The 24,003-nt window shown below is 66.2% G+C and carries 20 protein-coding genes; 5 read left to right on the top strand and 15 right to left on the bottom strand.

Annotated elements, in window-relative coordinates; genetic code table 11:
- Window positions 1-14: 14 nt before the first annotated feature.
- On the bottom strand, window positions 15-1,172 hold the full coding sequence (locus QX048_RS11105; protein ID WP_316192163.1) for a PcfJ domain-containing protein: 1,158 nt from the start codon (window positions 1,170-1,172) through the stop codon (window positions 15-17).
- A 582-nt stretch (window positions 1,173-1,754) separates the two neighbouring features.
- Between QX048_RS11105 and QX048_RS11100 the strand changes: the two genes are divergently transcribed.
- Window positions 1,755-3,497, top strand: a complete 1,743-nt coding sequence (locus tag QX048_RS11100; RefSeq protein WP_315827035.1) for a hypothetical protein — start codon at window positions 1,755-1,757, stop codon at window positions 3,495-3,497.
- A 223-nt stretch (window positions 3,498-3,720) separates the two neighbouring features.
- Here the strand turns inward: QX048_RS11100 and QX048_RS11095 are convergent, their stop codons facing one another.
- On the bottom strand, window positions 3,721-5,337 hold the full coding sequence (locus QX048_RS11095; protein ID WP_316171577.1) for a flavin monoamine oxidase family protein: 1,617 nt from the start codon (window positions 5,335-5,337) through the stop codon (window positions 3,721-3,723).
- Window positions 5,338-5,473: 136 nt separating this feature from the next.
- Between QX048_RS11095 and QX048_RS11090 the strand changes: the two genes are divergently transcribed.
- The 4 genes from QX048_RS11090 to QX048_RS11075 all read left to right on the top strand — a co-directional run bounded on the left by QX048_RS11090 (window position 5,474) and on the right by QX048_RS11075 (window position 8,741).
- A complete protein-coding gene (locus QX048_RS11090) occupies window positions 5,474-5,878 on the top strand; it encodes a nuclear transport factor 2 family protein (RefSeq protein WP_315718215.1) in 405 nt (134 codons plus the stop codon).
- A 276-nt stretch (window positions 5,879-6,154) separates the two neighbouring features.
- A complete protein-coding gene (locus QX048_RS11085; RefSeq protein WP_315750449.1) occupies window positions 6,155-6,673 on the top strand; it encodes a hypothetical protein in 519 nt (172 codons plus the stop codon).
- A gap of 92 nt (window positions 6,674-6,765) precedes the next feature.
- A complete protein-coding gene (locus QX048_RS11080; RefSeq protein ID WP_315750340.1) occupies window positions 6,766-6,930 on the top strand; it encodes a hypothetical protein in 165 nt (54 codons plus the stop codon).
- Window positions 6,931-7,121: 191 nt separating this feature from the next.
- Window positions 7,122-8,741, top strand: coding sequence for a rhodanese-like domain-containing protein (locus QX048_RS11075; protein WP_316192165.1), 1,620 nt, complete (start codon window positions 7,122-7,124; stop codon window positions 8,739-8,741).
- A 180-nt stretch (window positions 8,742-8,921) separates the two neighbouring features.
- Here QX048_RS11075 and mmsB read toward each other — a convergent pair whose 3' ends face one another.
- The 13 genes from mmsB to ytfQ all read right to left on the bottom strand — a co-directional run bounded on the left by mmsB (window position 8,922) and on the right by ytfQ (window position 23,859).
- Window positions 8,922-10,112 carry a multiple monosaccharide ABC transporter permease gene (gene mmsB / locus QX048_RS11070; protein WP_315750338.1) on the bottom strand — a complete coding sequence of 397 codons (1,191 nt, stop codon included), beginning with the start codon at window positions 10,110-10,112 and terminating at the stop codon, window positions 8,922-8,924.
- 21 nt (window positions 10,113-10,133) lie between these two features.
- Entirely contained in the window at window positions 10,134-11,684 is a 1,551-nt protein-coding gene (gene mmsA / locus QX048_RS11065) for a multiple monosaccharide ABC transporter ATP-binding protein (RefSeq protein WP_315750337.1), read from the bottom strand.
- An 82-nt stretch (window positions 11,685-11,766) separates the two neighbouring features.
- Complete coding sequence (chvE, locus tag QX048_RS11060; protein ID WP_315750336.1) at window positions 11,767-12,837, bottom strand: multiple monosaccharide ABC transporter substrate-binding protein; 1,071 nt, start codon at window positions 12,835-12,837, stop codon at window positions 11,767-11,769.
- 109 nt (window positions 12,838-12,946) lie between these two features.
- Entirely contained in the window at window positions 12,947-13,828 is an 882-nt protein-coding gene (locus QX048_RS11055; RefSeq protein WP_316192185.1) for an SMP-30/gluconolactonase/LRE family protein, read from the bottom strand.
- The gene (locus QX048_RS11050; protein ID WP_316167680.1) at window positions 13,828-14,907 is read right to left on the bottom strand and encodes an aldose epimerase family protein; all 1,080 of its coding nucleotides are present in this window, start codon (window positions 14,905-14,907) and stop codon (window positions 13,828-13,830) included. Before QX048_RS11050 ends, QX048_RS11055 begins: the two co-directional genes overlap by 1 nt.
- 4 nt (window positions 14,908-14,911) lie before the next feature.
- On the bottom strand, window positions 14,912-15,838 hold the full coding sequence (locus QX048_RS11045) for a Gfo/Idh/MocA family oxidoreductase (RefSeq protein ID WP_315718205.1): 927 nt from the start codon (window positions 15,836-15,838) through the stop codon (window positions 14,912-14,914).
- Window positions 15,839-15,840: 2 nt separating this feature from the next.
- Entirely contained in the window at window positions 15,841-16,770 is a 930-nt protein-coding gene (locus QX048_RS11040; RefSeq protein WP_316192167.1) for a dihydrodipicolinate synthase family protein, read from the bottom strand.
- Between the two features lie 9 nt (window positions 16,771-16,779).
- Window positions 16,780-18,516, bottom strand: coding sequence for an IlvD/Edd family dehydratase (locus QX048_RS11035; RefSeq protein ID WP_315718202.1), 1,737 nt, complete (start codon window positions 18,514-18,516; stop codon window positions 16,780-16,782).
- Window positions 18,513-19,256 carry a FadR/GntR family transcriptional regulator gene (locus QX048_RS11030; protein ID WP_315827042.1) on the bottom strand — a complete coding sequence of 248 codons (744 nt, stop codon included), beginning with the start codon at window positions 19,254-19,256 and terminating at the stop codon, window positions 18,513-18,515. Before QX048_RS11030 ends, QX048_RS11035 begins: the two co-directional genes overlap by 4 nt.
- Window positions 19,253-20,248: a galactofuranose ABC transporter, permease protein YjfF gene (yjfF, locus tag QX048_RS11025; RefSeq protein WP_315718200.1), complete on the bottom strand. Its 996-nt coding sequence runs from the start codon at window positions 20,246-20,248 to the stop codon at window positions 19,253-19,255. The genes QX048_RS11030 and yjfF overlap by 4 nt, the downstream gene beginning before the upstream one ends.
- Window positions 20,245-21,237 carry an ABC transporter permease gene (locus QX048_RS11020; protein ID WP_315718199.1) on the bottom strand — a complete coding sequence of 331 codons (993 nt, stop codon included), beginning with the start codon at window positions 21,235-21,237 and terminating at the stop codon, window positions 20,245-20,247. Before QX048_RS11020 ends, yjfF begins: the two co-directional genes overlap by 4 nt.
- Window positions 21,234-22,784: a sugar ABC transporter ATP-binding protein gene (locus QX048_RS11015; protein ID WP_315827043.1), complete on the bottom strand. Its 1,551-nt coding sequence runs from the start codon at window positions 22,782-22,784 to the stop codon at window positions 21,234-21,236. Before QX048_RS11015 ends, QX048_RS11020 begins: the two co-directional genes overlap by 4 nt.
- Before the next feature lie 109 nt (window positions 22,785-22,893).
- Window positions 22,894-23,859 carry a galactofuranose ABC transporter, galactofuranose-binding protein YtfQ gene (gene ytfQ, locus QX048_RS11010; protein WP_315718196.1) on the bottom strand — a complete coding sequence of 322 codons (966 nt, stop codon included), beginning with the start codon at window positions 23,857-23,859 and terminating at the stop codon, window positions 22,894-22,896.
- Window positions 23,860-24,003: the final 144 nt, after the last annotated feature.

Raw genomic sequence — 24,003 nt, 5'->3', positions numbered from 1 at the left:
AGGGGCGACGCAGCTCATGTCTGCGGCAGCTCGATCCCGCGCGCCTTGGCCCAGCGCTCCAGGACCTTGCGCTCGTCCGCGTTAGCGACGCGGTTGGCGAAGCCGCGGATCTGAACCGCGCGGTGCCGCGGGTTGAGCTCGATCGTCAGCAGCCGCTGCGTCTTGCCGGCGTGACGATAGCGCAGCGACCAGATCGAGGCGTGGCCGGCAATGCACTTGTCCGCGTAGCTCGCGACACAGTGATGCATCGCCCTGGACTCCGCGACGAGATCCTCGGCGGTCCGCAACTGCATGATGACATACGCGTCGCGCGTGGCCGAGCCCTTCGACGGGCTCCATGACCAGTCCGTCAGCGCGGCCCCCGGCCAATGCGCTGGCTCCGCGGTCCGTGCCGCCATGCGGCCACGGGCGATCTCGGCCCGCCGGCGCGCCGCCTCGATGCGCGCGATCACCGCGAGATCACGATGCCATGCGTTCATCAGCCGGCGCAGCGCGGCCAGCGAGCGGCCCTTGAGGCTGAACTGGCGCTGGCGCCGGCGACGATGCGCGATGTAGTCGCAGAGATCGTCGATCTCCTCGCCCGTCGTCGGATGTGCGCAGAAGAACTGCGCCGCCTCGCGCCAGAACGCGATCTCGCCGCGCGGCGTCCGCGCAATCCTGGACCGGGCGATCCGCAACACGATCGCCGGATCGCTCGTGTAGGACCGCGCGATCGCCTGCCATATCGCCTCGTCGAAGCCGACCTGCCCGAGCGGATGGAGAAAGGCGTGAACCTCCTTGCGCGACAGCCAAGCCGAGGCGCCTGCCTTGTACAGCGAGCCGCCGCCGGCGACCGCGATGTACCAGCGCTTGCGCAGGATCGTCTCGTCGCGGCCGAGCCCGCCGTCATCGATCCAGATCAGCTCCAGGTGCTGGGCCACCGAATAGCGGCCAAACAGATGACGCGCAGCCGCCAGCCGCAGCCGCGCGGCGTCGCGCGTCTTCAACTGGGGCTTCCAGCCGTCTGGATCGCGAATGATGTCAGCCTCGAAGCCGCGCCGCGCCTCGCGGATCGCATTGTGCAGATCCGGCGGCGAACGCGTCGGCCGCACCGCGCGGCGCAGCGTCAGCTGATAGGCTTCAACCCGCGCGCGCTCGGCCTCCCGCCGGCGCGCCATCAATGACTGTGCCATGGTCGTTCAACATGATGGAGTGACTGTCAGCCGAACGCACTGCGGGCGTCGGCACGGATCGTGTCGCGCACAGTGGACTTGACATGGCTGATGGCCTCTCGCGTTGAACGCTTTGGGTATTGAAACGGGCGACGCTCATACATCCGAACTGCAGATATTGCAAGCCGTCGCGCGCCACTCTTCAGCGCAGGCATGTCACGAGGCATCAGCGGCGGGGCACGCCAACGCTATATTCTTTCAGCCGCGCATCATCACGAAGCGCGGCGCTGTTAGTTGCAAATGATTCTATTCACCGACGAGCAGGATGCAGCGCCCAATCAGGCATGCGGCAGAACGTCGCACGCGCCCAACGAATATTTCTCCTCCGCCAGACAGAAACAAACAGACTGGAAAGCCGGCCCGCTGCCCGTTCGATGACGACTTTGCAGCGGCCGACGGCCCGATTGTGTAACTACAAAGCTCCTCACGTCACGACATGCACCATCCCGACGACCTGCATCGAAGCGATACAGGCGAACGCAGATGCATTGCCGACCAGGATTGTCATGCCGCGACAGCAGTAAAGTGTGAGGAGACGATCGAATGGCCACCAACTTCAATGCGACTGCGCTCGCCAACGGCACGTCCAACCTGCTCACGCGAGCGAGTGCGCTCAATCTGTCGACCGATCTGGTTCAAGCCGGCGTCGTCTTCGACGACGCCGTTCGCATCTCGCTCGGCCTCTATTCCGGCAGTCAAGGCAGCGGCAATTCGAACACCTTCCTGTCGAACTACACCACTGACATCCATGCGGTGCAGAACGATATCGCGGCCATCCTGGCCAACCCGAACGACGTGACGATCGGTGGCGAGACGTTTGCGCTGAACTCCACAGACATCGCCGCGCTGACCAACGTCCAGACCCAGCTCGGCACGCTGCTGACCGCGGCCGCGCAGACCACGAATGCGACGACATTGTCGGCGGCGTCGCAGACCATCCACGCGTTGCAGACCGAGATCCTGTCGGAGATCAACAACGACGCGCATCTGTCGGCGGCACTCAACAACGTCACCTTCACCGCCAATACCGGCGCGACCGACGTTGCGTTCCAGAACCTGCCGGCAGGCGCAGACGATCCGACCACGCTCGCGGCCGCGACGGCGGGCACCAGCCTGAAGGTGGTCGGCGAGGTCTTCAATGCCGCAGTGAGCGTCATCTCCGGCGGCATCAACGCGACCAATCTGACCCAAGTGACCAACGACCTGTCGGCGGTGCAATCGGGCCTCACGGCCATCCTCGCCAACGCGACCCTGCTCGCGCAGATCGAAGCCGGAGAAACCACCAACGCGGCAGCCGCCACGACGCTTCACCTCCAGACGGTGCTGAATCAGGTCACACTGCAGCTCGAGAAATACGATGCCGCCGCCGCGACCGGAAACACCACCGCGCTGCGAGGCACGGCGGACAATCTGCTCGACATCATCGACATCGTCCAGAACGACGCCGCTTTGAACGTCGCGGCCGGCGGTAACGGCAATCCGGGCCACACCGGCGGCTTCGCCGAGGATCCGGGCGGCCTCACCGGCACGGTCACGCGGTTCCAAGACAATCAGGCGCAAACCAATTTCTGGGCCACCTTCGTCGCCGAGGCGAACACGATCAACGCGCAACTGATGGCGATCGTGAACGGCAGCGGTACGGCCAGCCAGGCGCTGATCACGCAGATCGAGAACTACAACAATTTCGGCGCCAGCTTCGATGCCGCCCAGGGGGCCGTGTTCCAGGGCCGTTTCGACAACGAGCTCAACAATGGCACCCTGCAGGCGGACTCCGCCACCGCCATCAAAGGACTGCAGGGCATCCTGAACGGGGATACCGGCGCGGCGCTCACTTCGGACCTCGCGATGCTGACGGCTGCCGGCGAAGGCTTCGTCGCCGACGCGAACGACGTCAGCGGCAACAACATCGCGATCGGCGGCGCGACCTATGTCGGATCGGCAACGACGGTCTCCAAGGCGACATCGGTCGCCGGCCTCGCCCAGGGGACGACGAAGGTCACGGCCACGCCGAACATCGCAAACGGCACCGGCGGTACCAGCACGTCCACGGCCGCGACATCGAGCGGCGGAACCACGACCAAGACCGGGACGACGATCGCGACCAACGCCACCGGCAATACGACATCGACGACCACCAAGACGACCACTCAAGGCTCTTCGCACCATCACCACAACAACACGACGGCCGCCGCCCACAACTCGACCCCCGCCCACACCACGGCAGCGGCGCATTCTTCGACCGTCGTCGATCATCACCACCACGCATTGCACCACATCTGGGGCTGATATAGCCGACGGCGGGCGCCGGACATCGGTCACCGCTCCACGGTAGCTGTCGCGCAGGAAGTCGAGCTCGGCGCCCGCGAGCTGCGCGAGGTTGACCTCGACCTTGTCGCCGAAGCGCAACTGCTCCATGAGCGGAGCAAGGTGCGGAAAGGCCGCCGCCATCGTCTCGATGGTGGTGCGTTCGATCTGCAGCTTCATGGTTCGCACCTCGATGCCGTCCGACTCACGACGACACTCTCGTCGGCGGGCGCATCGCCGCTTCCGCCTTCGTCAGCAGCAGACGGTTCGCGGCGAGCGAGAACTCCTGCCAGGCGGCGGCGATGTCGCGCAGGATCGTCTGCAGATAATCCTTCGACGGCTTGTGCTCGAACGGAAAGTTCGACAGCGCGCAGGAGGTGCGGTTGAACGCGACGGCGTCGTCGAGCAGCGACTGCATGACATCGCGAAACGGCTTCTGGATCTCGGGCATCAGGGCGGAGCGACCGCGTTCGACGGCGACGTCGCGCATGTCGAAGGCAAGTGCGTCCAGCACCTGCAGCGCCGCAGCGAACACCTGCTCGGTGGCCCCGAGAAGAGCGAGCTGCGTCAGTTGTTCGCGCTGCTGCGTGGCGAGGCTGCGGTTGAGCCGCTGCCGATAATCGTCGAACGCGGCATCACGCTGCGCGGCGACCCAGGCGCCGAACCAGGCGAGGCTCGCAGCGTTGCCCGACAGCCCGTCGCCGATCGCCACGGCCGGCCGCCGCCCGGCGATCTCGCCCATGCTCCGGGCCATCGCACGCTCGATGCGCCTGGCGGCGTTCAGGGCACCTTCGAGATAGCCGGCCGCGTGGCTTGCGGTTTCGGCGCCACCGAGATGCAACCGCCCGTCCCATAGCGCCCGCCGCAGCATCGGATTGGCGATCTCGCTGTGCTCGCCGCGCGGCGTGGTGCGATCCAATGCGCTGCAGGTGAAGCGCTCGGCCGCCCAGTCCTGATAGTGCTGCTCACCGCCTTCCAGCGCGGAGCCGAACAGTTGCACCATCTGGCTGTCCATCAGCAACGGCAGCCCGACGCTGAAGGTCGCGCGCAGATCGGGCGGGAACGCAAGGAAGCCGCCGAGCGCTGCGCGGTCGCCGCCGGCATCGCAGGCATCGAAGGTCTCGCCGATCACGGCCTGCTCGTGGCTGACGAATGCATTGCCGGACCGGCCCTGGTCGCGCCAATGCGCCTGGTCGTAGGCGATCACGACCTTGGCCTGTGCCGCCATCCAGGTCTCGGCGCCACGCATCGCCTCGAAGGTCGCGTCGTCCAACGCGGGAAAGAAGCCGACGTGGTCGATCAGCAGCCGCGGCGGCAGCGCGAGCACGGCGCGCCTGGCCTCGATCGCGACCGATTCCGTTGCTGTGGCGAAGATCAGCCGCACATGCGTGCCGCAATCGACGATACGCATCAGCTCATGGCCGAGATGGATGAAGGGCTGCGGCAGATCGCGCGCCAGCGCCTCGATCAATTTCGTCATGCCGCCGGAGAGCCGACGCGCGCCCTGGTGGACCGGCGGCCCGCTGATCTGCTCGGCCGGCTTGTCCGCCTCTTCCAGATGGAGAACCGTGCCGTCATCGTGCTGGGCAAAGTCGGACAGGCCGAGCTCCGCGACCAGGCCGGCGAGCAGCGGCTGGGTGTCCGGCCAGAACCAGGTCGGGCCGAGGTCAAGCGCAAGCCCCGCCTTGCTCCTGGCCGACAGCACCCGTCCGCCCAGGCGATGTCGGGCTTCGAACAAAGCGAACGTGCTGCCGCGCTGCTGCAGGCTGCGCGCGAGTGCCATTCCGCACAATCCACCTCCGACAATGGCCGTTTCGAGCATGGCAGGACCTCGGCTGATGCGTTGCGATCGCGTCTCGACCGCGTCCTGCAAAAAGCTTGCAAGTTTTCGCAGGCGCGCGGATGTGCGTTTCCAAACATTGCTTGATTTTCGCACCGGCTTGGCTCACGCCATCACGATGAGCGATGACCGCGAGATCCTGGCCGCCAATGCGGCCTTCTATGCCGCCTTCACGGACGGTGATTTCGCGGCGCTCGTCGCCCTCTGGGCCGATCGCGACGGCATCTCCTGCATTCATCCCGGCTGGCCGGCGATCGTCGGCCGCGCCGCCGTGATCGGCAGCTGGCGCGACATCCTCGCCAACCCGGGTCGGCCGAACATCGTCTGCGCGGATCCGCACGCGATCGTCGACGGCGATCATGGTCACGTGCTCTGCATCGAGCTGGTGGACGGCGCGGCGCTCGCCGCGGCCAATCACTTCGCGCGCATCGACGGCGCCTGGCGGATGATCCACCACCAATCCAGCCCGATCGCGCAGCTCGCAACGCCGGAAGACGACGCCGACGGCCATCGCCTCCACTGACCGCCGCATCTGGCACGAAACTTGATGTGTCCTCCCTGACCGGCAGCAATGTCGGAGATTGTTGATTTTCGTCGCGTCGGATTCGGACCGGATGTCCGTCTCCACGCAAGGCGATCTGCGACGGCTGCGACCAGCAATGTGCAGATGCCGACGGGAGACAGGGATGGCACGCGTTCTGACCGCCTATCTAAAACGCAGCGATGTGCCGACGCGCACAGCGTTGCAGCACGCCATCGACCTCACGCTCGGCCAGGCGCGGGGAGCACGGGAATGAACATCACGGCTCCGCTACAGCCGACCGCGATTCATGCCGTTCCCGCCGAGCTCTGCGACTGCGGCTTCCGCTTGCTGATGATTCGGCAGTTCAACGTCGGTGCCGTGCCGCCGGCGTTCGCCATCATCGATCAGCGCGTCATGCGGATGCCGCAACGGCTCGGCCGCCACGGCGTGTCGTTTGCCGCGACGTTCCTGCCCGAGGTGATGGCGTGGCTGATCGATCACCTCGGCCGGCCGTCGCTACATGACGAGACCGGCCGCTCCTATCGCAATCCGCGCTGGCCGGTGGTGTGCTGGCACGACCAGGAACGCTATTGGCCGAGCGGCGCTGTCACGGTCGAGTGGTTCGCCGAGGTCGCCTTTCAGGATCACGCCTCTTGGATGGCGTTCCGTACCCATTGGCATGACGACCTGATGGGCCGGAATGGCGACGTTGACGCATCCGGTGGAGAAACCGATGCGTGCGAGCGGGACGCGGCGGGAAAGGAATTTGCCGACGACGCGTTGCAGCGAGCATGATTTGCCAAAGTCGCGCGACAGCATGACCGGACCTTGTCCGCGCAATTCTGCCGCGTGATAGTCGAGTGGCCACAGCAGCTGCGGAGGATCTCATGCGCTACGTCTCGTGGTTTGGAGGCTGGCTCGGCACCTTCCGTTCCGAGCGCATGGCGGAGCAGAGGACGACCGGACGAAACGCGGCCGTTCTTCCGCGGCGGTCCGCCGGGCTCTCGAGCGAGGATTTGTTCTACATCGCCATGCTTGGGCCGCACGTCTGACCGGCGCTGCCGCCGAGCGCAATCGGGGGCGGCGGGCTGGACAAACGGTCGTCCTGCCGCCACACAAGGGCGATTCCATGCGCCCCGGCCCCGGGCCGCGCACCGTGATTGTGGGTCCATGCCGCAGGTCTGCTCCACGGACGCATGAACGATGCCGGGGACCGCGGCGGACCTCACCTGCGGACTCCCGAATGACATCGCCGACGCCCTCTCACCTGCCCCGAAATGCATCCGATCAGCCGCGCCAGACGACCCCGACCGAGCTGCGGCGGCGCTGGCGTGCCGGCGAGGAGGTGGCGCTGCTCGACGTCCGCGAGGAAGGGCCCTACTCGCTGTCGCACCCGTTCTTCGCGGTGTCGCTGCCGCTGTCGCAGATCGAACTGCGCATCCTCGATCTCGTGCCGCGGCTGAATGTACCTGTCGTCGTCTATGACGATGGCGAAGGCTATGCCGCGCGCGCGGTGCCGCGCATCCGGGCGCTGGGCTACACCGACGTGTCGGTCCTCGCTGGCGGGCTGTCGGGCTATGCGCGGCATGGCGAGGTGTTCCGCGACGTCAATGTCCCGAGCAAGGCGTTCGGCGAACTGGTCGAGGCCATCCGGCACACGCCGTCGCTGTCGGCCGACGAAGCCAAGGCGCTGATCGAGCGCGAAGCGAATCTGGTCGTGCTCGATGCCCGCCGCTTCGAGGAATACCGCACCATGAGCATTCCGCGCGGGGTCAGCGTCCCCGGCGGCGAACTGGCGTTTCGGGCACGCGAGATCGCGCCGTCGCCCGACACCACGATCATCGTCAACTGCGCCGGACGCACGCGCTCGATCATCGGCACGCAGTCGTTGATCAATGCCGGGCTGCCGAACAAGATCTATGCGTTGCGCAACGGCACCATCGGCTGGACCCTTGCCGGCCATCAGGTCGAGCGCGGCAGGACCGCGCGCATGCTGGAGCGGCCAGAGGCGAGCTACGCGACCGCGCTGGCGGATGCCAAGGCCTGGGCCGAGCGCGTCGGCGTCGGCGTGCTCGATGCCGCGACCTTCGCGCGCTATCAGGCCGAGGCTGGGACGCGCACGCTGTATTGCCTCGACGTTCGCACGCCCGAGGACTACGCCGCCGGCCATCCGGCTGGCTTCGCGTCGGCGCCGGGCGGCCAGCTGGTGCAGGCGACCGACGAGTGGGTCGGCGTGCGCGGCGCCCGCCTGGTGCTGTTCGACGATGACGGCGTGCGCGCGCGCATGACGGCGTCATGGCTGAAGCAGATGGGCTGGGACGTGGCGGTCGTGGGACCGGATGTCGTTGGAACGACCGAAACCGAAATCCGCGCCGCACGCCGACCGCCGCTGCCGCAGCTTGGCGACGCGGCGATCAGCGCCGAGCAACTCGCGGCCGATGCGGCGGCGTGGACCATCGTCGATCTCACGCGCAGTCCGAGCTACAAGGCCGGACACATTCCGGGCGCACACTTCGTGCTGGCGTCGCGCTTTTCATCGGATCTCGTCAAGCTGCCAGGCGACGGTCCGATCGTGCTGACAAGTGACGACGGCGCCGAGGCGGCCTTTGCGCTTGCGGATGCACGTGCCGCAACGACGCGTGAGCTCCGCGCGCTCACCGGCGGTACGCGCGCCTGGACGGCTGCCGGCCATGTGCTGGAGAGCGATCGGTCCTCATGGATCTCGCATGCCGACGACGTCTACAAGCGTCCCTATGAGGGCACCGACAACGCCGCGGAAGCGATGCAGGCCTATATCGACTGGGAGCTGCAGCTCGTCGCCCAGCTCGCCAACGACAGCGTGTCGAATTTCCACGTGGTGTAGGTCGGCGACGGACTCGACCTCGTCATTCCGGGGCGCGCGCCGCGCGAGCCCGGAATCCACCGGGGGGCATGAGGACAGATGGATTCCGGGCTCGCGCGGCGCGCGCCCCGGAATGACGATGGTGGATGCCGAAGAGCCCCGGCTAAGACGCCCTGTCAGAGAATGTGCGGCGTATAGCGCTCAGCGGCGCTGGTTGTAGACGTCGATGCAGACGGCACCTAACAGCACAAGGCCCTTGATGACCTGCTGATAGTCGATGCCGATGCCGAGGATGGACATGCCGTTGTTCATCACGCCCATGATCATGGCGCCGATGACAGCGCCGCCGACCCGTCCGACGCCGCCATAGGCCGAGGCGCCGCCGATGAAGCACGCCGCGATGACGTCGAGCTCAAAGCCGAGCCCGGCCTTCGGCGTCGCGGTGTTGAGCCGGGCGGCGAAGATCAGGCCGGCCAGCGCGGCCAGCACGCCCATGTTGACGAAGGTCATGAACACCAGCCGCTCGGTCTTGATGCCCGACAGCTTGGCCGCCTTGGCGTTGCCGCCGACCGCATAGATCTGCCGGCCGATCACCGTGCGGCGCGTCATGAAGCCGTACAGCGCGATCAGCGCGGTCATGATGACCAGCACGTTGGGCAGGCCGCGATGCGAGGCGATCAGGTAGGTAAAATACATCAATGCGCCGGCCAGCACGACGTTCTTGGCGGCGAAGAAGCCGAACGGCTCGACCTCGATGCCGTGCTCCACTTCGCGCGCGCGGCCCTTGACGCTGGCATAGACCAGAATGAGCGTCAGCACCGCGCCGATCGCGAGCGACGTGGGATAAAGGTGCGCCGCGCTCGGCATGAACTCAGGGATGAAGCCGGACGACAGCTTCTGGAACGTGCCCGGGAACGGCCCGACCGACTGCCCCTGCAGCAGCGCCAGCGCCAGACCCTTGAACACGAGCATGCCGGCCAAGGTGACGATGAACGAGGGAATGCCGAAATAGGCCACCCAATAGCCCTGCGCGGCGCCGATCGCGGCGCCGACGATCAGGCAGGCGATGATCGCGAGCGGGAAGTCGACGTGATAGCGCACCATCAGCACGGCGGCGACCGCGCCGACGAAGCCCGCGACCGAGCCGACCGACAAATCGATGTGCCCGGTCACGATCACCAGCAGCATGCCCAGCGCCATGATGACGATATAGCTGTTCTGCAGCACCAGGTTGGTGAGGTTGAGCGGCTGCAGCAGGGTGCCGTCGGTCATGAACTGGAAGAACAGCATGATCACGAACAGCGACAGCAGCATGCCGTAGCTGCGCAGATTGTTCTTCAGGAAGCCGCTATGCGACTTCTCCTCCGGGAGCGAAACCGTCTTGTCGGTCATTGCTGGCGTCCTCCCGACCGCTTACGCGGCCGTCTCCTGGTTCTTGATGGTTTCGTTACGCATGATGGCGCGCATGATCTTTTCCTGCGTCGCCTCCGGCCCGGCGAACTCGCCGACGAAGGCGCCGTCATTCATCACGCAGATGCGGTCGCAGATTCCGAGCAGCTCCGGCATCTCCGACGAGATCACGACAACACCCCGGCCGGCATCCGCGAGCTCCTGGATGATACAGTAAATCTCATACTTTGCGCCAACGTCGATGCCCCGCGTCGGCTCGTCAAGGATCAAGACCTTGGGATCGGTCATCAGCCATTTCGACAGCACGACCTTCTGCTGGTTGCCGCCGGAGAGCTGGCCGGCCTCCTGATAGACGTCGGAGCAGCGGATGCGCATCCGGCCGCGGTAGCCGGACGCCGCCTTGAGCTCGGCGATGTCGTCGATCACGCCGTTCGGCGCGACCTGGGATAGGCTCGCCAGGGTGATGTTCTTGCGCACGTCGTCGGCCAGGATCAGGCCGAGCTGCTTGCGGTCCTCGGTGACATAGGCGAGGCCGGCATCGATGGCCGCCGGTACGCTGTTGAGATTGACGTCATGGCCTTCGAGGCGGGCGCGGCCCGTGATGTTGACGCCCCAGGAGCGGCCGAACAGGCTCATGGCGAATTCGGTGCGCCCCGCGCCCATCAGGCCGGCGATGCCGACGATCTCGCCGCGGCGCACCTGGAAGTTGACGTTCTTGATCACTTGGCGGTCGGAATGCTGCGGGTGGTAGACCGACCAGTTCTCGACCGTGAACACGGGCTCGCCGATCTTGGGCTGCCGCTCGGGGAAGCGGTGCGCCATGTCGCGATTGACCATGCTCTTGATGATGCGGTCCTCCAGGACCGGCTCGGCGCGACAGTCGATGCTGTCGACGCTGCGGCCGTCGCGCAGCACCGTGATGCGATCGGCGACGCGGGCGACCTCGTTCAGCTTGTGCGTGATCAGGATCGAGGAGATGCCCTGCTCGCGGAAGGTGACGAGGCGGTCGAGCAGCGCCTGGCTGTCGGCCTCGTTCAGGCTCGCGGTCGGCTCGTCGAGAATCAAGAGCTTGACGCGCTTGGACAGCGCCTTGGCGATCTCGACCAATTGCTGCTTGCCGACGCCGAGATCGGTGATCAGCGTATCCGGCGATTCCTTCAGGCCGACCTGGGCCAGCAGTTGCTGGGTGCGCCGGTAGACCTCGTCGCGATCGATGACGCCGAAGCGCTGCGGCGCATGCGACAGGAAGATGTTCTCGGCGATCGACATCAGCGGGATCAGCGCGAGCTCCTGGTGGATGATGATGATGCCGAGCGCCTCGGAATCGTTGATGTCGCGGAAGCGCCGCTCCTCGCCCTCGAAGATGATCTGGCCCTCATAGCGGCCATAGGGATAGACGCCGCTCAGCACCTTCATCAAGGTCGACTTGCCGGCGCCATTCTCGCCGACCAGGGCGTGGATCTCGCCCGCCTCGACCGTGAAGCTGACGTCGCGGAGCGCCTGCACGCCCACGAAGCTCTTGCTGACGCCGCGCATCTCGAGGATTGCCGTCATCGCCCTGTTTCCCGCAACACTTGAGCCGCCCTAAACGAGAGTAGCCGGCGAGCGCATGGCCGCGCTCGCCGGCCGGTTGAGATCACTCGACCTGCGACTTCTTGTAATAGCCGCTGCCGATCAGAACCTTCTCCCAGTTGCTCTTGTCGACGACGACCGGCTTGAGCAGATAGGCCGGGACGACCTTGACGCCGTTGTTGTAGGTCTTGGTGTCGTTGACCTGCACCTGCTTGCCGCTCAGCGCAGCATCGACCATGTCGGCGGTCACCTTGGCGAGGTCGCGGGTGTCCTTGAAGATGGTCGAGTACTGATCGCCGCGCAGGATCGCCTTGACGGACGGCACTTCGGCGTCCTGGCCGGAGATGACCGGCATCGGCTGGTTGCCGCTGCCATAGCCGACGCCCTTCAGGGAGGAGATGATGCCGATCGAGAGGCCGTCATAGGGCGACAGCACCGCGTCGACACGCTTGTTGCCGTAATAGGCGCTGAGCAGGTTGTCCATGCGGGCCTGGGCGGTGGCGCCGTCCCAGCGCAGGGTCGCGACCTTGTCCATGCCCTTCTGACCGGACGCCACCACGAGCTTGCCGGAGTCGAGATAGGGCTGCAGCACCGACATCGCGCCGTTGTAGAAGAAGTAGGCGTTGTTGTCGTCCGGAGAGCCGCCGAACAGCTCGATGTTGAACGGGCCCTTGCCGTCCTTCAGGCCGAGCTTGTCGACGATCGACTGCGCCTGCAGCACGCCGACCTGGAAATTGTCGAAGGTCGCGTAGTAGTCGACATTCGGCGTGTCGCGGATCAGGCGATCATAGGCGATCACGGTGACGCCCTTCTCCTTGGCCTGCTTCAGCGCGTCGGACAGCGTGGTGCCGTCGATCGCCGCGATGACCAGCACCTTGGCGCCCTTGGTGACCATGTTCTCGACCTGCGAGAGCTGGTTCGGGATGTCGTCCTCGGCATATTGCAGGTCGGTGTTGTAGCCGCGCTCCTTCAGCACCTTGACCATGTTGTTGCCGTCGTCGATCCAGCGCGCCGACGACTTGGTCGGCATCGCGATGCCGATCGTCGGCTTGCTCTGGGCCATTGCAGCGCCGGACAGCGCCACGGCGCCGAGGCCGGCCAGCGCGGCGGCCATGATGGTCTTGAAATTCAGCATGCTTCACTCCCTCTAAGATTTTCAGATTTGAACTAGGAATACGCGATTGCGTATCTTGATACCAGATGGCTGTTAGGCTGAACGACGCTCGACTCGATTGTTCCTCCTCTCAGATCGACAGCTTGACGTCAGGCTCGGCGCGACCGTGAGCGCCGACCTCGAGAAGGAAAGTCTGGCCATGGCCAGGGTCGGCCGCCTTGGCCGCCGCGTCCATGTCCTGCCAGGCCGACGTGACCAGCAGGCGCGACAGACCGGGACCGACGAAGGCCGGGCAGCTCGCCTGGCTGGCCGGAACCGCGATGCTGCGGAGATGCTCGCCCTGCGGGCTGTAGACATCGACGCAACCGCCGCCCCAGCGTGCGTTCCAGATGCGCCCCTCGGCATCGACGACCGCGCCATCCAGCCCACCGACGCCTGCATGGCGCAGCAGCACCTCCGGCTCACCGCGCGGCAGGCCCGTCTCCGGGTCGAGCGCGACACGATAGAGGACGTTCTCGTCGGTGTCGGCGAAATAGCCGATCGCGCCATCCGGCGAGAAGCAGATCGCGTTGGGAATGGTGACGTTGGGGAACAGGCGGATGATCTCGCCGCGATGCAGCGCGTAGATCGAGCCCAGCCCGCACTCGGCGTTGCGGCCCATGGTGCCGATCCAGAACGTCCCGGAGGGATGAACCCGGGAGTCGTTCGACCGCGTCGCCGGATTGTCGGCTTCGAGCGGCAGATACAGGGATAGCTCACCGTCGGCGATGCTGCGGATGTAGAGCCCGTCCTCGGCCACGATCAACTGCCTGTTGGCATCGATACGGCCGAGCGCGCTCGCCATCCTGCCGAGGCCATGGCGGCGGAGTTCGCCGCTGCCGATCTTGGCCTCGAACAGCAGGCCTTCACGAATGTCGAACCACCAGGCGGTGTCGGTGTGGGGATCGTAGGTCGGCCCCTCGCCGAGATGGCAGCGCTCGTCGCAAAGGATCGTGGTCGGCACCTGCTCCATCATGCGGACGCTCCCGCGGTCGAGAAGCGATACACCGTCTCGTGCTTGTAGACGTCGTCGGGCGCAAGACGCGCGCTGGGAAAATCCGGACGGTTCGGACTGTCCGGCCAGACCTGCGGCTCCAGGCAGAGCGCGTCGGATTGACGATAGACACGCCCCTTGCCGGTCACGGTCCCGTCAAGATAGTTGCCGGAATAGACCTGCAGGCCGGGCTGATCGGTCAGCAACTCCATGACGCGCCCCGAGCGCGGGGACGCCAGCCGGGCGGCCAAGCGCACCCCCGCCTGCTGTCGAAGGCAGAAATTATGATCGTAGCCGCGACCGCATTTGATCTGCGGGTCGTCAGCGCGGATGCGGGCACCGACCGCATGCGGCTCGCGGAAATCGAACGGCGTGCCGGCGACGGCGTGCGGCGGCCCTTCCAGCGGGATCGCGGTTTCGTCGATCGCGAGATAATGGTCGGCTTCGACGGTCAGACGATGATCAAGGATGTCGCTGCCGGCGGCCAGGCCATCGAGATTGAAGAAGCTGTGGTTGGTCAGGTTGACCACCGTCGTCCGGGTGGTCCGGGCGCTGAAGCTGACAGCCAACTCCATCGGCCCGGTCAACTGATAGGTGACACGAACGTCGAGCCGCCCCGGATAATTGGCCTCGCCATCGGGACTGACATAGAGCATCGTGACCGAGGGCTGGGCGCCGTCTTCGGTCGCGACGATCTGCCAGAGCTTGCGGTCGAAGCCGTCGGGACCGCCATGCAATGCATGTGCACCATTGTTGGCGTCGAGGCGCAGATCCTGACCGTCGAGCGAAAAGCGCGCCTTGGCGATGCGGTTGGCGTAGCGCCCGACCGTCGCACCGAAGAACTTTCGGAGCTTGACGTAGCTCAGCAAGTCGTCATGACCGAGCACCACGTCATCGACAAGCCCCTGCGCATCCGGCACCAGCAGCGTCTGCAGCGCCGCGCCGTAGGTGATGATCCGCGCCTCGAAACCGTGAGCGCCACGCAAGGTGACGCGCTCGACCTCGCGGCCGTCCGGCAGGCTGCCAAACACATCCCTGGTGATCCGCGCTTCTGCCATCGCTCTAGTCCTCGAACGGCTCGACGAATTGCCGGCGGCCGAGCAGGAACGCATCGGCCACCAGCCGCAGCGGCGCAAGATCGACGTCGCTCGCGCCGGTCTTCGTCAGTTCGACGAAGCGACGATAGAGGCCGGGATACTCGCGTTCCTTCTCGTCGACCATCGGCTGATCGTCCGCGGTCATCCGCGCGCCGCCGAGCGACAGCTTCAACTGCCCGGCGTCGGTCTCGATCCGGATGTCCCAGCTCTGCGGCCCGGTCTGGCGGAAGTCGAACTCGGCCGCGATCGGCAGGTCGCTGGCTGTCGACAGTGACAGGTTGGCCGCGATCGGCGCCTGGCGGTTGGACGGAAACGACAGTTCGGCCTCGGTCAGGAACACCGGCTCGGGCAGGATGCGGGTCAAGATCGACAGCGCGTTGATCCCCGGATCGAACACGCCGAGCCCGCCCGGCTCCCAGATCCAGGCCTGTCCGGGATGCCAGACGCGCACGTCCTCCTTCCAGTCGATCCGCACGCTGCGGATCTGACGCGACGACAGCCACGCGCGCGCCGGCTCGACGGCCGGCGCATAGCGCGAATGCCAGGTCGCGAACAGCGTGCGCTGCTTGGCAGCCGCGAGCGCGATCAATGGATCGAGCTCGCTGACCGCCGCACCCGGCGGCTTTTCCAGCATCACGTGCTTGCCGGCCTCGAGCGCGGCCTGCGCCTGCGCGCGGCGCACCTGCGGCGGCGTGCATAGCGAGACGGCGTCGATCTCCGGCCCGTCGCGCAGCAGCTCCTCGATGGTGCCGAAATGCGGCAGGCCTGGCAGAGAGGCGTTGCGGCTCGCCACCGCCGTCAGGGTCACGCCCTCGGTGGCGGCGATCGCCGGCACGTGCTGATCCCTGGCGATCTTACCGAAGCCGACGATGGCGACACGAAGCTCACTCATCTCTAGCGTCCCCAGCGCAGCACGACTGGGTCGAGCCGGCGCGCAATCTCGATCAGTCCCTTCTGGGTCGCCGGATGAATTGGCGGCTGCGGCGCTCGCAGCGTGTCGTGGCGGATCACGCCGCCCGCCTTCATCAGGATCTTGCAGGTGGCAAGCCCGCACTGCCGGTTCTCGTAGTTGATCAGCGGCAGCCAGCGCTCATAGGCCGCCGCCGCGGCCTCGCGGTCGCCCGCGAAATACGGATCGATGATCTTGCGAATGCCATCGGGATAGCCGCCGCCGGTCATCGCGCCGGTGGCGCCCGCGTCGAGATCGGCCATCAGGGTGATTGCCTCCTCGCCGTCCCACGGACCTTCGATCGCCGGGCCGCCTGCCTCGATCAGCGCGCGCAACTTGTCGGCCGCACGCGGCACTTCGATCTTGAAATAAGCGAGGTTCTCGATCTCCTTGGCCATGCGCGCCAAGAACGGCACCGATAGCGGCGTGCCGGCGACCGGCGCGTCCTGCACCATGATCGGGATCGAGATCGCGTCGGAGACGCCGCGATAGAATTCATAGATCGAGGTGTCCGGCACGCGGAAGGTCGCGCCGTGATAGGGCGGCATCACCATGACCATGGCAGCGCCCTTCTCCTGCGCCCGGCGCGAACGCTCGGCGCAGACAAAGGTCGAGAAATGCGTCGTGGTGACGATGATCGGCACGCGGCCGGCAACATGCTCCAGCACCGTGGTCATCACCAGATCGCGCTCGTCATCGGTCAGCACGAACTGCTCGGAGAAATTGGCGAGGATGCAGATGCCGTGCGAGCCGGCATCGATCATGAAGTCGATCGCTCGCTTCTGGCCTTCGAGGTCGAGACGGCCGTCGGCGTCGAACACGGTCGGCGCCACCGGGAAGACTCCCTTGTAGAGCTTTCTGGCGGAAGCGGTCATGGGTACCTCTCAGTGATTGTCGCGCGGCACGGGCGAGCCGGTGCGGCCGACGAGGAAATCGAAATCGACGCCGCGATCGGCCTGCAGCACGTGATCGATGTAGAGCTTCTGATAGCCGCGGGCCGCATGCGGCTTCGGCGGCGTCCAGGCGGCGCGGCGTGCGGCCAGTTCCTCGTCGCTGACATGCAGATGCAGCCGGCGCGCGGCGACGTCGAGCGTGATCATGTCGCCGTTCTTCACCAGCGCCAGCGGTCCGCCGACGGTAGCCTCCGGCGCGACATGCAGCACCACCGTACCGTAGGCCGTGCCGGACATGCGCGCATCGGAGATCCGGATCATGTCGCGCACGCCTTGACGCAGCACTTTCGCAGGCAGCGGCATGTTGCCGACCTCGGCCATGCCCGGATAGCCCTTCGGCCCGCAGTTCTTCAGCACCATGATGCAGGACGCATCGATGTCGAGATTGTCGTCGTCGACCGCGTCATGCATCTCCTCGACGCTCTCGAACACGACCGCGCGTCCCGTATGGTTCATCAGTTCCGGCGAGGCCGCCGACGGCTTGATGACCGCGCCGTTGGGCGCGAGATTGCCGGTGAGAATGGCAATGCCGGCTTCCGTCTTGAACGGCGTCTCGAACGGTGTGATGACCTCGGCGTTCCAGTTCGGAGCCTCGGCGACATTGTCCCACAACGTCTTGCCGTTGACGGTGCGCGCGTCCTTGTGCAGCAGGCCGCGCTCGCCGAGCGCGCGCAACACGGCCGGCAGGCCGCCGGCGTAGTAGAAGTCCTCCATCAGGAAGCGGCCCGACGGCATCAGGTCGACCAGGCAATGCACGTCGCGGCAGAGCCGATCGAAATCATCGAGCGTCAGCTCGACGCCGACACGGCCGGCGATCGCGAGCAGATGCACGACGGCATTGGTCGAGCCGCCGATCGCGGCCAGCGTGCGGATCGCGTTCTCGAACGCCTGGCGCGTCAGGATATCCGACGGCTTGAGATCCTCGCCGACCATCTGGACGATGCGCCGTCCGGCCATACGGGCCAGCAGGTTGCGCCGCGCATCCGCAGCCGGAATCGCCGCATTTTCCGGCAAGCCGATGCCGAGCGCCTCGACCATCGAGGCCATCGTCGAGGCCGTGCCCATGGTCATACAGCTCCCGGCGGAGCGGTTCATGCCGGCCTCGGCCTCGTGGAATTCCTTCAGCGTGATCTCGCCGGCACGCAGCTGCTCGCTCATCGAGATGATGTTGGTACCGGAGCCGATGATCTGGCCACGATAGACGCCGCGCAGTTGTGGGCCGCCTGAAACACCGATCGCAGGCAGGTTGGCCGAGGCGGCGCCCATCAAGAGCGCCGGCGTGGTCTTGTCACAGCCCATCAGCAGCACGACGCCGTCGAGCGGGTGGGCGCGGATCGCCTCCTCGACATCCATCGAAGCGAGGTTACGGAACAGCATCGCGGTGGGGCGCATCGTCACCTCGCCGAGCGAGGAGACCGGAAACTCCAGCGGATAGCCGCCGGCATCGAGCACGCCCTGGCGAACATGCTCGGCGATGACGCGGAAATGCGCGTTGCAGGGTGTCAGCTCCGACCAGGTGTTGCAGATGCCGATGACCGGACGGCCCTCGAAGCGATCCTGCGGCGTGCCGCTGTTCTTCAGGAACGAGCGATAATAGAAGCCCATCTTGTCCTGGCGGCCGAACCACGCCTGGCTCCGCAGCGTCTTCTTCTCGTTGTCGTTGCTCATTCCCGGTCCGTTCGTGCAGCCGACTGGGCATGGCGCCGCCGGCCGTTGTAGATGACTTCGATCATGGCCTCGGAGGCGCCCTCGGCGTCTCCATCGGCGATCGCGTCGATGATGCGCTGGTGCCAGACCAGCACGGTGTCGCGATCGGCGGTCTCGATCGGGGCGCTCAGGACGAACGAGGCGCGCAACGCGGCCTCGATGACAGCGCCGATCGAGCGCATGAAGGGATTGCCCGAGGCGTTGGCGACCGCGATGTGCAGCGCAAGGTCAGCCTCGGCGAAAGCGACCGATGTCGATGGCTCGCGCTCCATCTGCGCCATCGCCTTGCGCATCGCCGCGACGTCGTCATCCGTACGGCGTTCCGCCGCGAGCGCCGCGGCGCGCGGCTCGATCGCCAACCGGATCTCGGCGAGGTCGGCGAGGAAGCGCTTGTCGATGCCCGCGTCGAGGTGCCAGGCGAGCACGTCGGGATCGAACATGTTCCAGTCCGAGCGTCCGCGCACCACGGTGCCGACGCGGGCCTTGGTCGACAGCAGACCTTTTGCAACGAGGGTCTTCACGCTCTCGCGCAGCACCGGCCGTGAGACGCCGAAGGTCGCGGTCAGCTCGGCGTCACCCGGCAGCCGCGCCCCCTCGGCCAATCGGCCGGAGATGATGTCGATGCCGATGCTGCGGGCGACCTCGGCGTGGTTGGAATGCGCGCGCCGGGTCGGAATCGAGACGATGTGCGACGTCGTCATGTCGGCGCCCCCATCGGCTTGGCCCCTGCGGGCTTGACGGATGAGCGGCGCGCGAGCGCCATCAGACCTTGTTGCAACGCAATGAAGACGAACAACAGAACCCCCGTGGCGATCTTGGTCCACCAGCTCGACAGCGTGCCGTCGAAGTTGATGTAGGTCTGGATCATGCCCTGGATCAGGACGCCAAGGAAGGTGCCGATGACCGAGCCTTGTCCGCCCGTCAACAAGGTTCCGCCGATCACCACGGCCGCGATTGTATCGAGCTCGACGCCGACGGCCGAGAGCGAGTAGCCGGCGGCGGTGTAGAACGAGAAGACGATGCCGGCGAGGCCCGCAAGCACGCTCGACAGCATATAGATGCGGATCGTCATCGGCCCGACCGGAATGCCCATCAGGGCTGTCGCCACACGGCTGCCGCCGAGCGCGTAGACGTTGGCGCCGAACCGGGTCAAATGCAGCAGCAACGCGCAGAGCACCAGGATCACGAGCATCGCCATCGCGATCGCGGTGAGCCGTCCGCCGCCTGGCAGCCGGATCGCAAAGTCGGAGACGGCACTGTAGATCGGAGCGGTGATCGGAATCGACTCGGTCGACAGCAGGAAGCTGACGCCGCGCGCCAGGAACATGCCCGCGAGCGTCACGATGAAGGGCGGCAGCTCAAATACGTGAATGACCGCCCCCATCGCGGCGCCGAACAGCGCGCACAGCACGAGCACCATTGCGAACGCGGCAAACGGCGGAATGCCCCAGCGCTCGACCGCCAGCGCCACGAACACCGTCGTGAAGCCGATCACCGAGCCGACCGACAGATCGATGCCGCCGGAGATGATGACGAAGGTCATGCCGGCCGCGACGATGCCGAGGAAGGCGTTGTCGGTGAGCAGGTTGGCGACGACGCGGGTCGAGGCGATGTTCGGGAACTGCAGCGCGCACAACGCGAAGCCGGCGACCAGCACGAACGCCGTGATCGCAACCGAGGTCGAGGCCTTCATGGCTTGGTCCTCCGCCAGCGCGCGGTGAAGCGCGAGAGATCGCCGAGCCGCGGCGATTGCGCCAGCAGCACGGCAAGCACGACGACGGCCTTGACCAGCAGATTGAGCTCCGGCGGATACCCCGACAGCAAAATGCCGGTGTTCATGGCCTGGATGATCAGCGCGCCGGCCACCGCCAGCACCAGGCTGAAGCGGCCGCCAAACAGCGAGGTGCCGCCGATCACGACGGCGAGGATCGCATCGAGCTCGAGCCACAGCCCGGCATTGTTGGCATCCGCCCCCATGATGTCGGCTGCGGCGATGACGCCGGCGAGCGCCGCGCAGAGGCCGCACCAGACATAGACCGACAGGATCATGGCGCGGGTGCCGACGCCCGACAGCTCGCTGGCGCGCGCGTTGCCGCCGGTCGCCTCGATCAAGAGCCCGAGCGCGGTGCCGCGCACGACCGCCCCCGTCACCAGCAGCATGCCGATCGCGATCACGACCGGCGTCGGCAGGCCGAGCACGGCGCCGTTGCCCATCCAGACCAGATCGGGCGAGGTGAAGGTGACGATCCGACCTTCCGTGATGAGCTGCGCGATGCCGCGTCCTGCGACCATCAGAATGAGCGTGGCGACGATCGGCTGGATACGCAAGAAGGCAACGAGAATGCCGTTCCAGAGCCCGCAAACCAGACCGACAGCGAGCGCGGAGCCGATGACCACCGGCAGCGAATGCGTATCGGCGAGGCTCGCCGCAGTAGCGCCCGCGATCGCCATCACGGCACCGACCGAAAGGTCGATGCCTCCGGTCGCGATGACGAGCACCATGCCCAGCGACAGCAGCGCCACCGGCGTGCCGCGGTTCAGGACGTCGATGACGCTGCCGAACAGCCGGCCGTCCTGCAGATGGAGATTGAAGAACTGCGGCGACACCGCGCGATCGATGATCAGGATCAAGATCAGTGCGAGCGCTTGTGCCAGGCCACGGCGGGGAATGCGAAGCGTCATGATGCGGCCTCGCGCACGGACTCGGTATCCGCAGCGATCGCCGCAAGAATGCTGGAGACCTCGACGGCGTCGCCCTTCAGCTCCTCGACATGGGCGCGGTCGCGCAGCACGATGACGCGGTTCGAATAGGTCACGATCTCGTCGAGCTCGGAGGAGATCACAAGCAGCGCCAGCCCCTGCTCGCACAGCTCGCGCACCAGCCGGATGATCTCGGCATGGGCCCCGACGTCGATGCCGCGCGTCGGCTCGTCCAGAACGAGGAGCTTCGGCGACGTGGCGAGCCAGCGCGCCAGCAGCGCCTTCTGCTGGTTGCCGCCCGACAGCAGCCCGATCGGACGTTCCGGATCCGGCGGCCGGATGTCGAGCATGCGGATGTAACGCATCGCGATCTCGTCCTGCTCGCGCCGCGACAGTGGCCGGTGCAGGCCGCGCCGCGCCTGTAGCGCCAGCACGATGTTCTCGCGCACGGTGAGGTCGGCAACGATGCCCTCCGTCTTGCGCTCTTCCGGACAATAGCCGAAGCCGAGCCCGGCGGCATCGCGCGGCGAATTCAGCCGGACGGTCTCACCGTTGACGGTGGCCGCGCCGCTGTCGGCGCGCTCGGCGCCGAACACGAGCCGTGCCGTCTCGGTGCGTCCGGAGCCGAGCAGGCCGGCGAGCCCGACCACCTCGCCGCGGCGCAGCTCGAGATCGAACGGCGCAAGGTAGCCCTGCTTGCCATAGTCCTTGAAACTGATGCAGACCTCGCGCGCCTTGTCCGGCTGGCTCGCTGCGCGTTCGTGGGTGGTCTCGGCCAGCTCCCGCCCGAGCATCATGCGGATCAGGTCGAGCCGCGGCAGATCGGCAATCTCGCGCGTGCCGATCAGCCGGCCGTTGCGCAGCACCGTGACGCGGTCGCAGATCTCATAGACCTGATCGAGGAAGTGGCTGACGAAGATGATGCCGATGCCATCAGCCGCGAGCTTTCGCATCACCTTGAACAGGATCTCGACCTCGTGGCGGTCGAGGCTCGCCGTGGGCTCGTCGAGAATGAGGACGCGCGCCGACAGATCGACGGCGCGCGCGATCGCCGTGATATGCTGGACCGCGACCGAGTAGCTCGAAAGCGGTGCGCCGACGTCGATGTCCAGCCCATAATCCAGCAGCAGCGCATGCGCGCGCCGCCGCATCTCGGCCTCGCGCACGACGCCGAACCGCGTCGGCTGCCGGCCGAGATACAGATTTTGCGCCACCGAGAGGTTCGGCAGCAGATTGACTTCCTGATAGACGGTGGCGATGCCGGCATCGACCGCGTCCTTGGCCGAGCGCGGCGCGATCTCCCGATCGGCCAGCCGCACGGTGCCGGCGTCCCGCGCGAAAACGCCGGTGACGACCTTGATCAGCGTCGACTTGCCGGCGCCATTCTCGCCGAGCAGCGCGTGGATCTCGCCCTCACCCAGCATGAAGTCGACATCCTGCAGCGCCTTGAGCGCACCGAAGCTCTTGGTGAGGCCGCGGATCTCCAGAAGAGACGGACGCATCGCCGGCGGAGCTGAAGGATCAGACATGACGAACTACTTGGGCAAGACCGGAAAGTCGACGCCCGCACGCGATGCGGGCGCCACGATTGATTTCCGTCGTCCCGGCAACAGCCAGGACGACGGCGAGATCTTCGGCTCAGTAGCCGAGCCCCTTCTTGCTGTCGTAGACCTTCTGCGGATCGTCAGTCGCGGTGTAGAGCTTCGATTCCGTCTGGATCCACTTCGGCGGAACGGTGCCCTTCTCCTTGAAGGCCACGATTGCGTCGAACGCCGGGCCCGCCATGTTCGGCGTCAGCTCGACGGTGGCGTTGGCTTCGCCGGCGGCGATCGCCTTGAAGATGTCCGGCACGGCGTCGATCGAGACGGTCAGGATGTCCTTGCCCGGCTTGAGCCCGGCTTCCTTCATCGCCTGGATGGCGCCGACCATCATGTCGTCGTTGTGGGCATAGACCGCGCAAATCGACTTGCCGCCGTTCTCGGCCTTGATGAAGCTTTCCATCACCTCCTTGCCCTTGGCACGGGTGAAGTCGCCGGTCTGGCTGCGAACGACCTTCAGGTTGGCGTTCTTGGCGACGACGGCGTCAAAGCCCTTCTTGCGGTTGGTGGCGACGCTGGCGCCGACCGTGCCCTGCAGCTCGACGACGTTGCAGGCCTTGCCGCCGACCGTCTTGGCGAGCCACTCGCCTGCCACCTCGCCCTCGTGCACGCTGTCGGAGGTGACGGCGGTCAGATAGAGGTCCTTGCCGGAGGGATCGATGTCGCGGTCGAGCAGCACGACCGGGATCTTGGCTTCCTTGGCTTCCTTCAGCACCGCGTCCCAGCCGGAGGCCACGACCGGCGCGAGGAAGATCGCGTCCACGCCCTGGGCGATGAAGGAGCGGATCGCCTTGATCTGGTTCTCCTGCTTCTGCTGGGCGTCGGCGATCTTCAGATTGATCTTGCGCTTGGCGGCTTCAGATTTCGAGACCGAGGTCTCGGCGGCGCGCCAACCGGACTCCGATCCGATCTGCGAGAAGCCGACGGTCAGCTCAGCCGCGCCAGCAGACGTGGCAAGCAACAAGGCGGCCGTTGCCGAGGCCGCAAAGAGGGCTTTCAGGGTCATCAGACGTTCTCTCCCAAAAAGGTACTGTTTTTTGATGCGCCGCCGCAAACAGCGGTGCCGACGCACCTATTCACCCGCCTCGACGGCCGGTGACGTCCGTTATTCCACGGAACACTTGGGATGACTAGTCATATTATTTGACTG

This window comes from Bradyrhizobium sp. SZCCHNS30572, from assembly GCF_032484415.1.
Lineage (GTDB): Bacteria > Pseudomonadota > Alphaproteobacteria > Rhizobiales > Xanthobacteraceae > Bradyrhizobium.
Note: the sequence above shows the minus strand (reverse complement) of the source record. Positions and strands in the feature narration are given on the sequence as shown.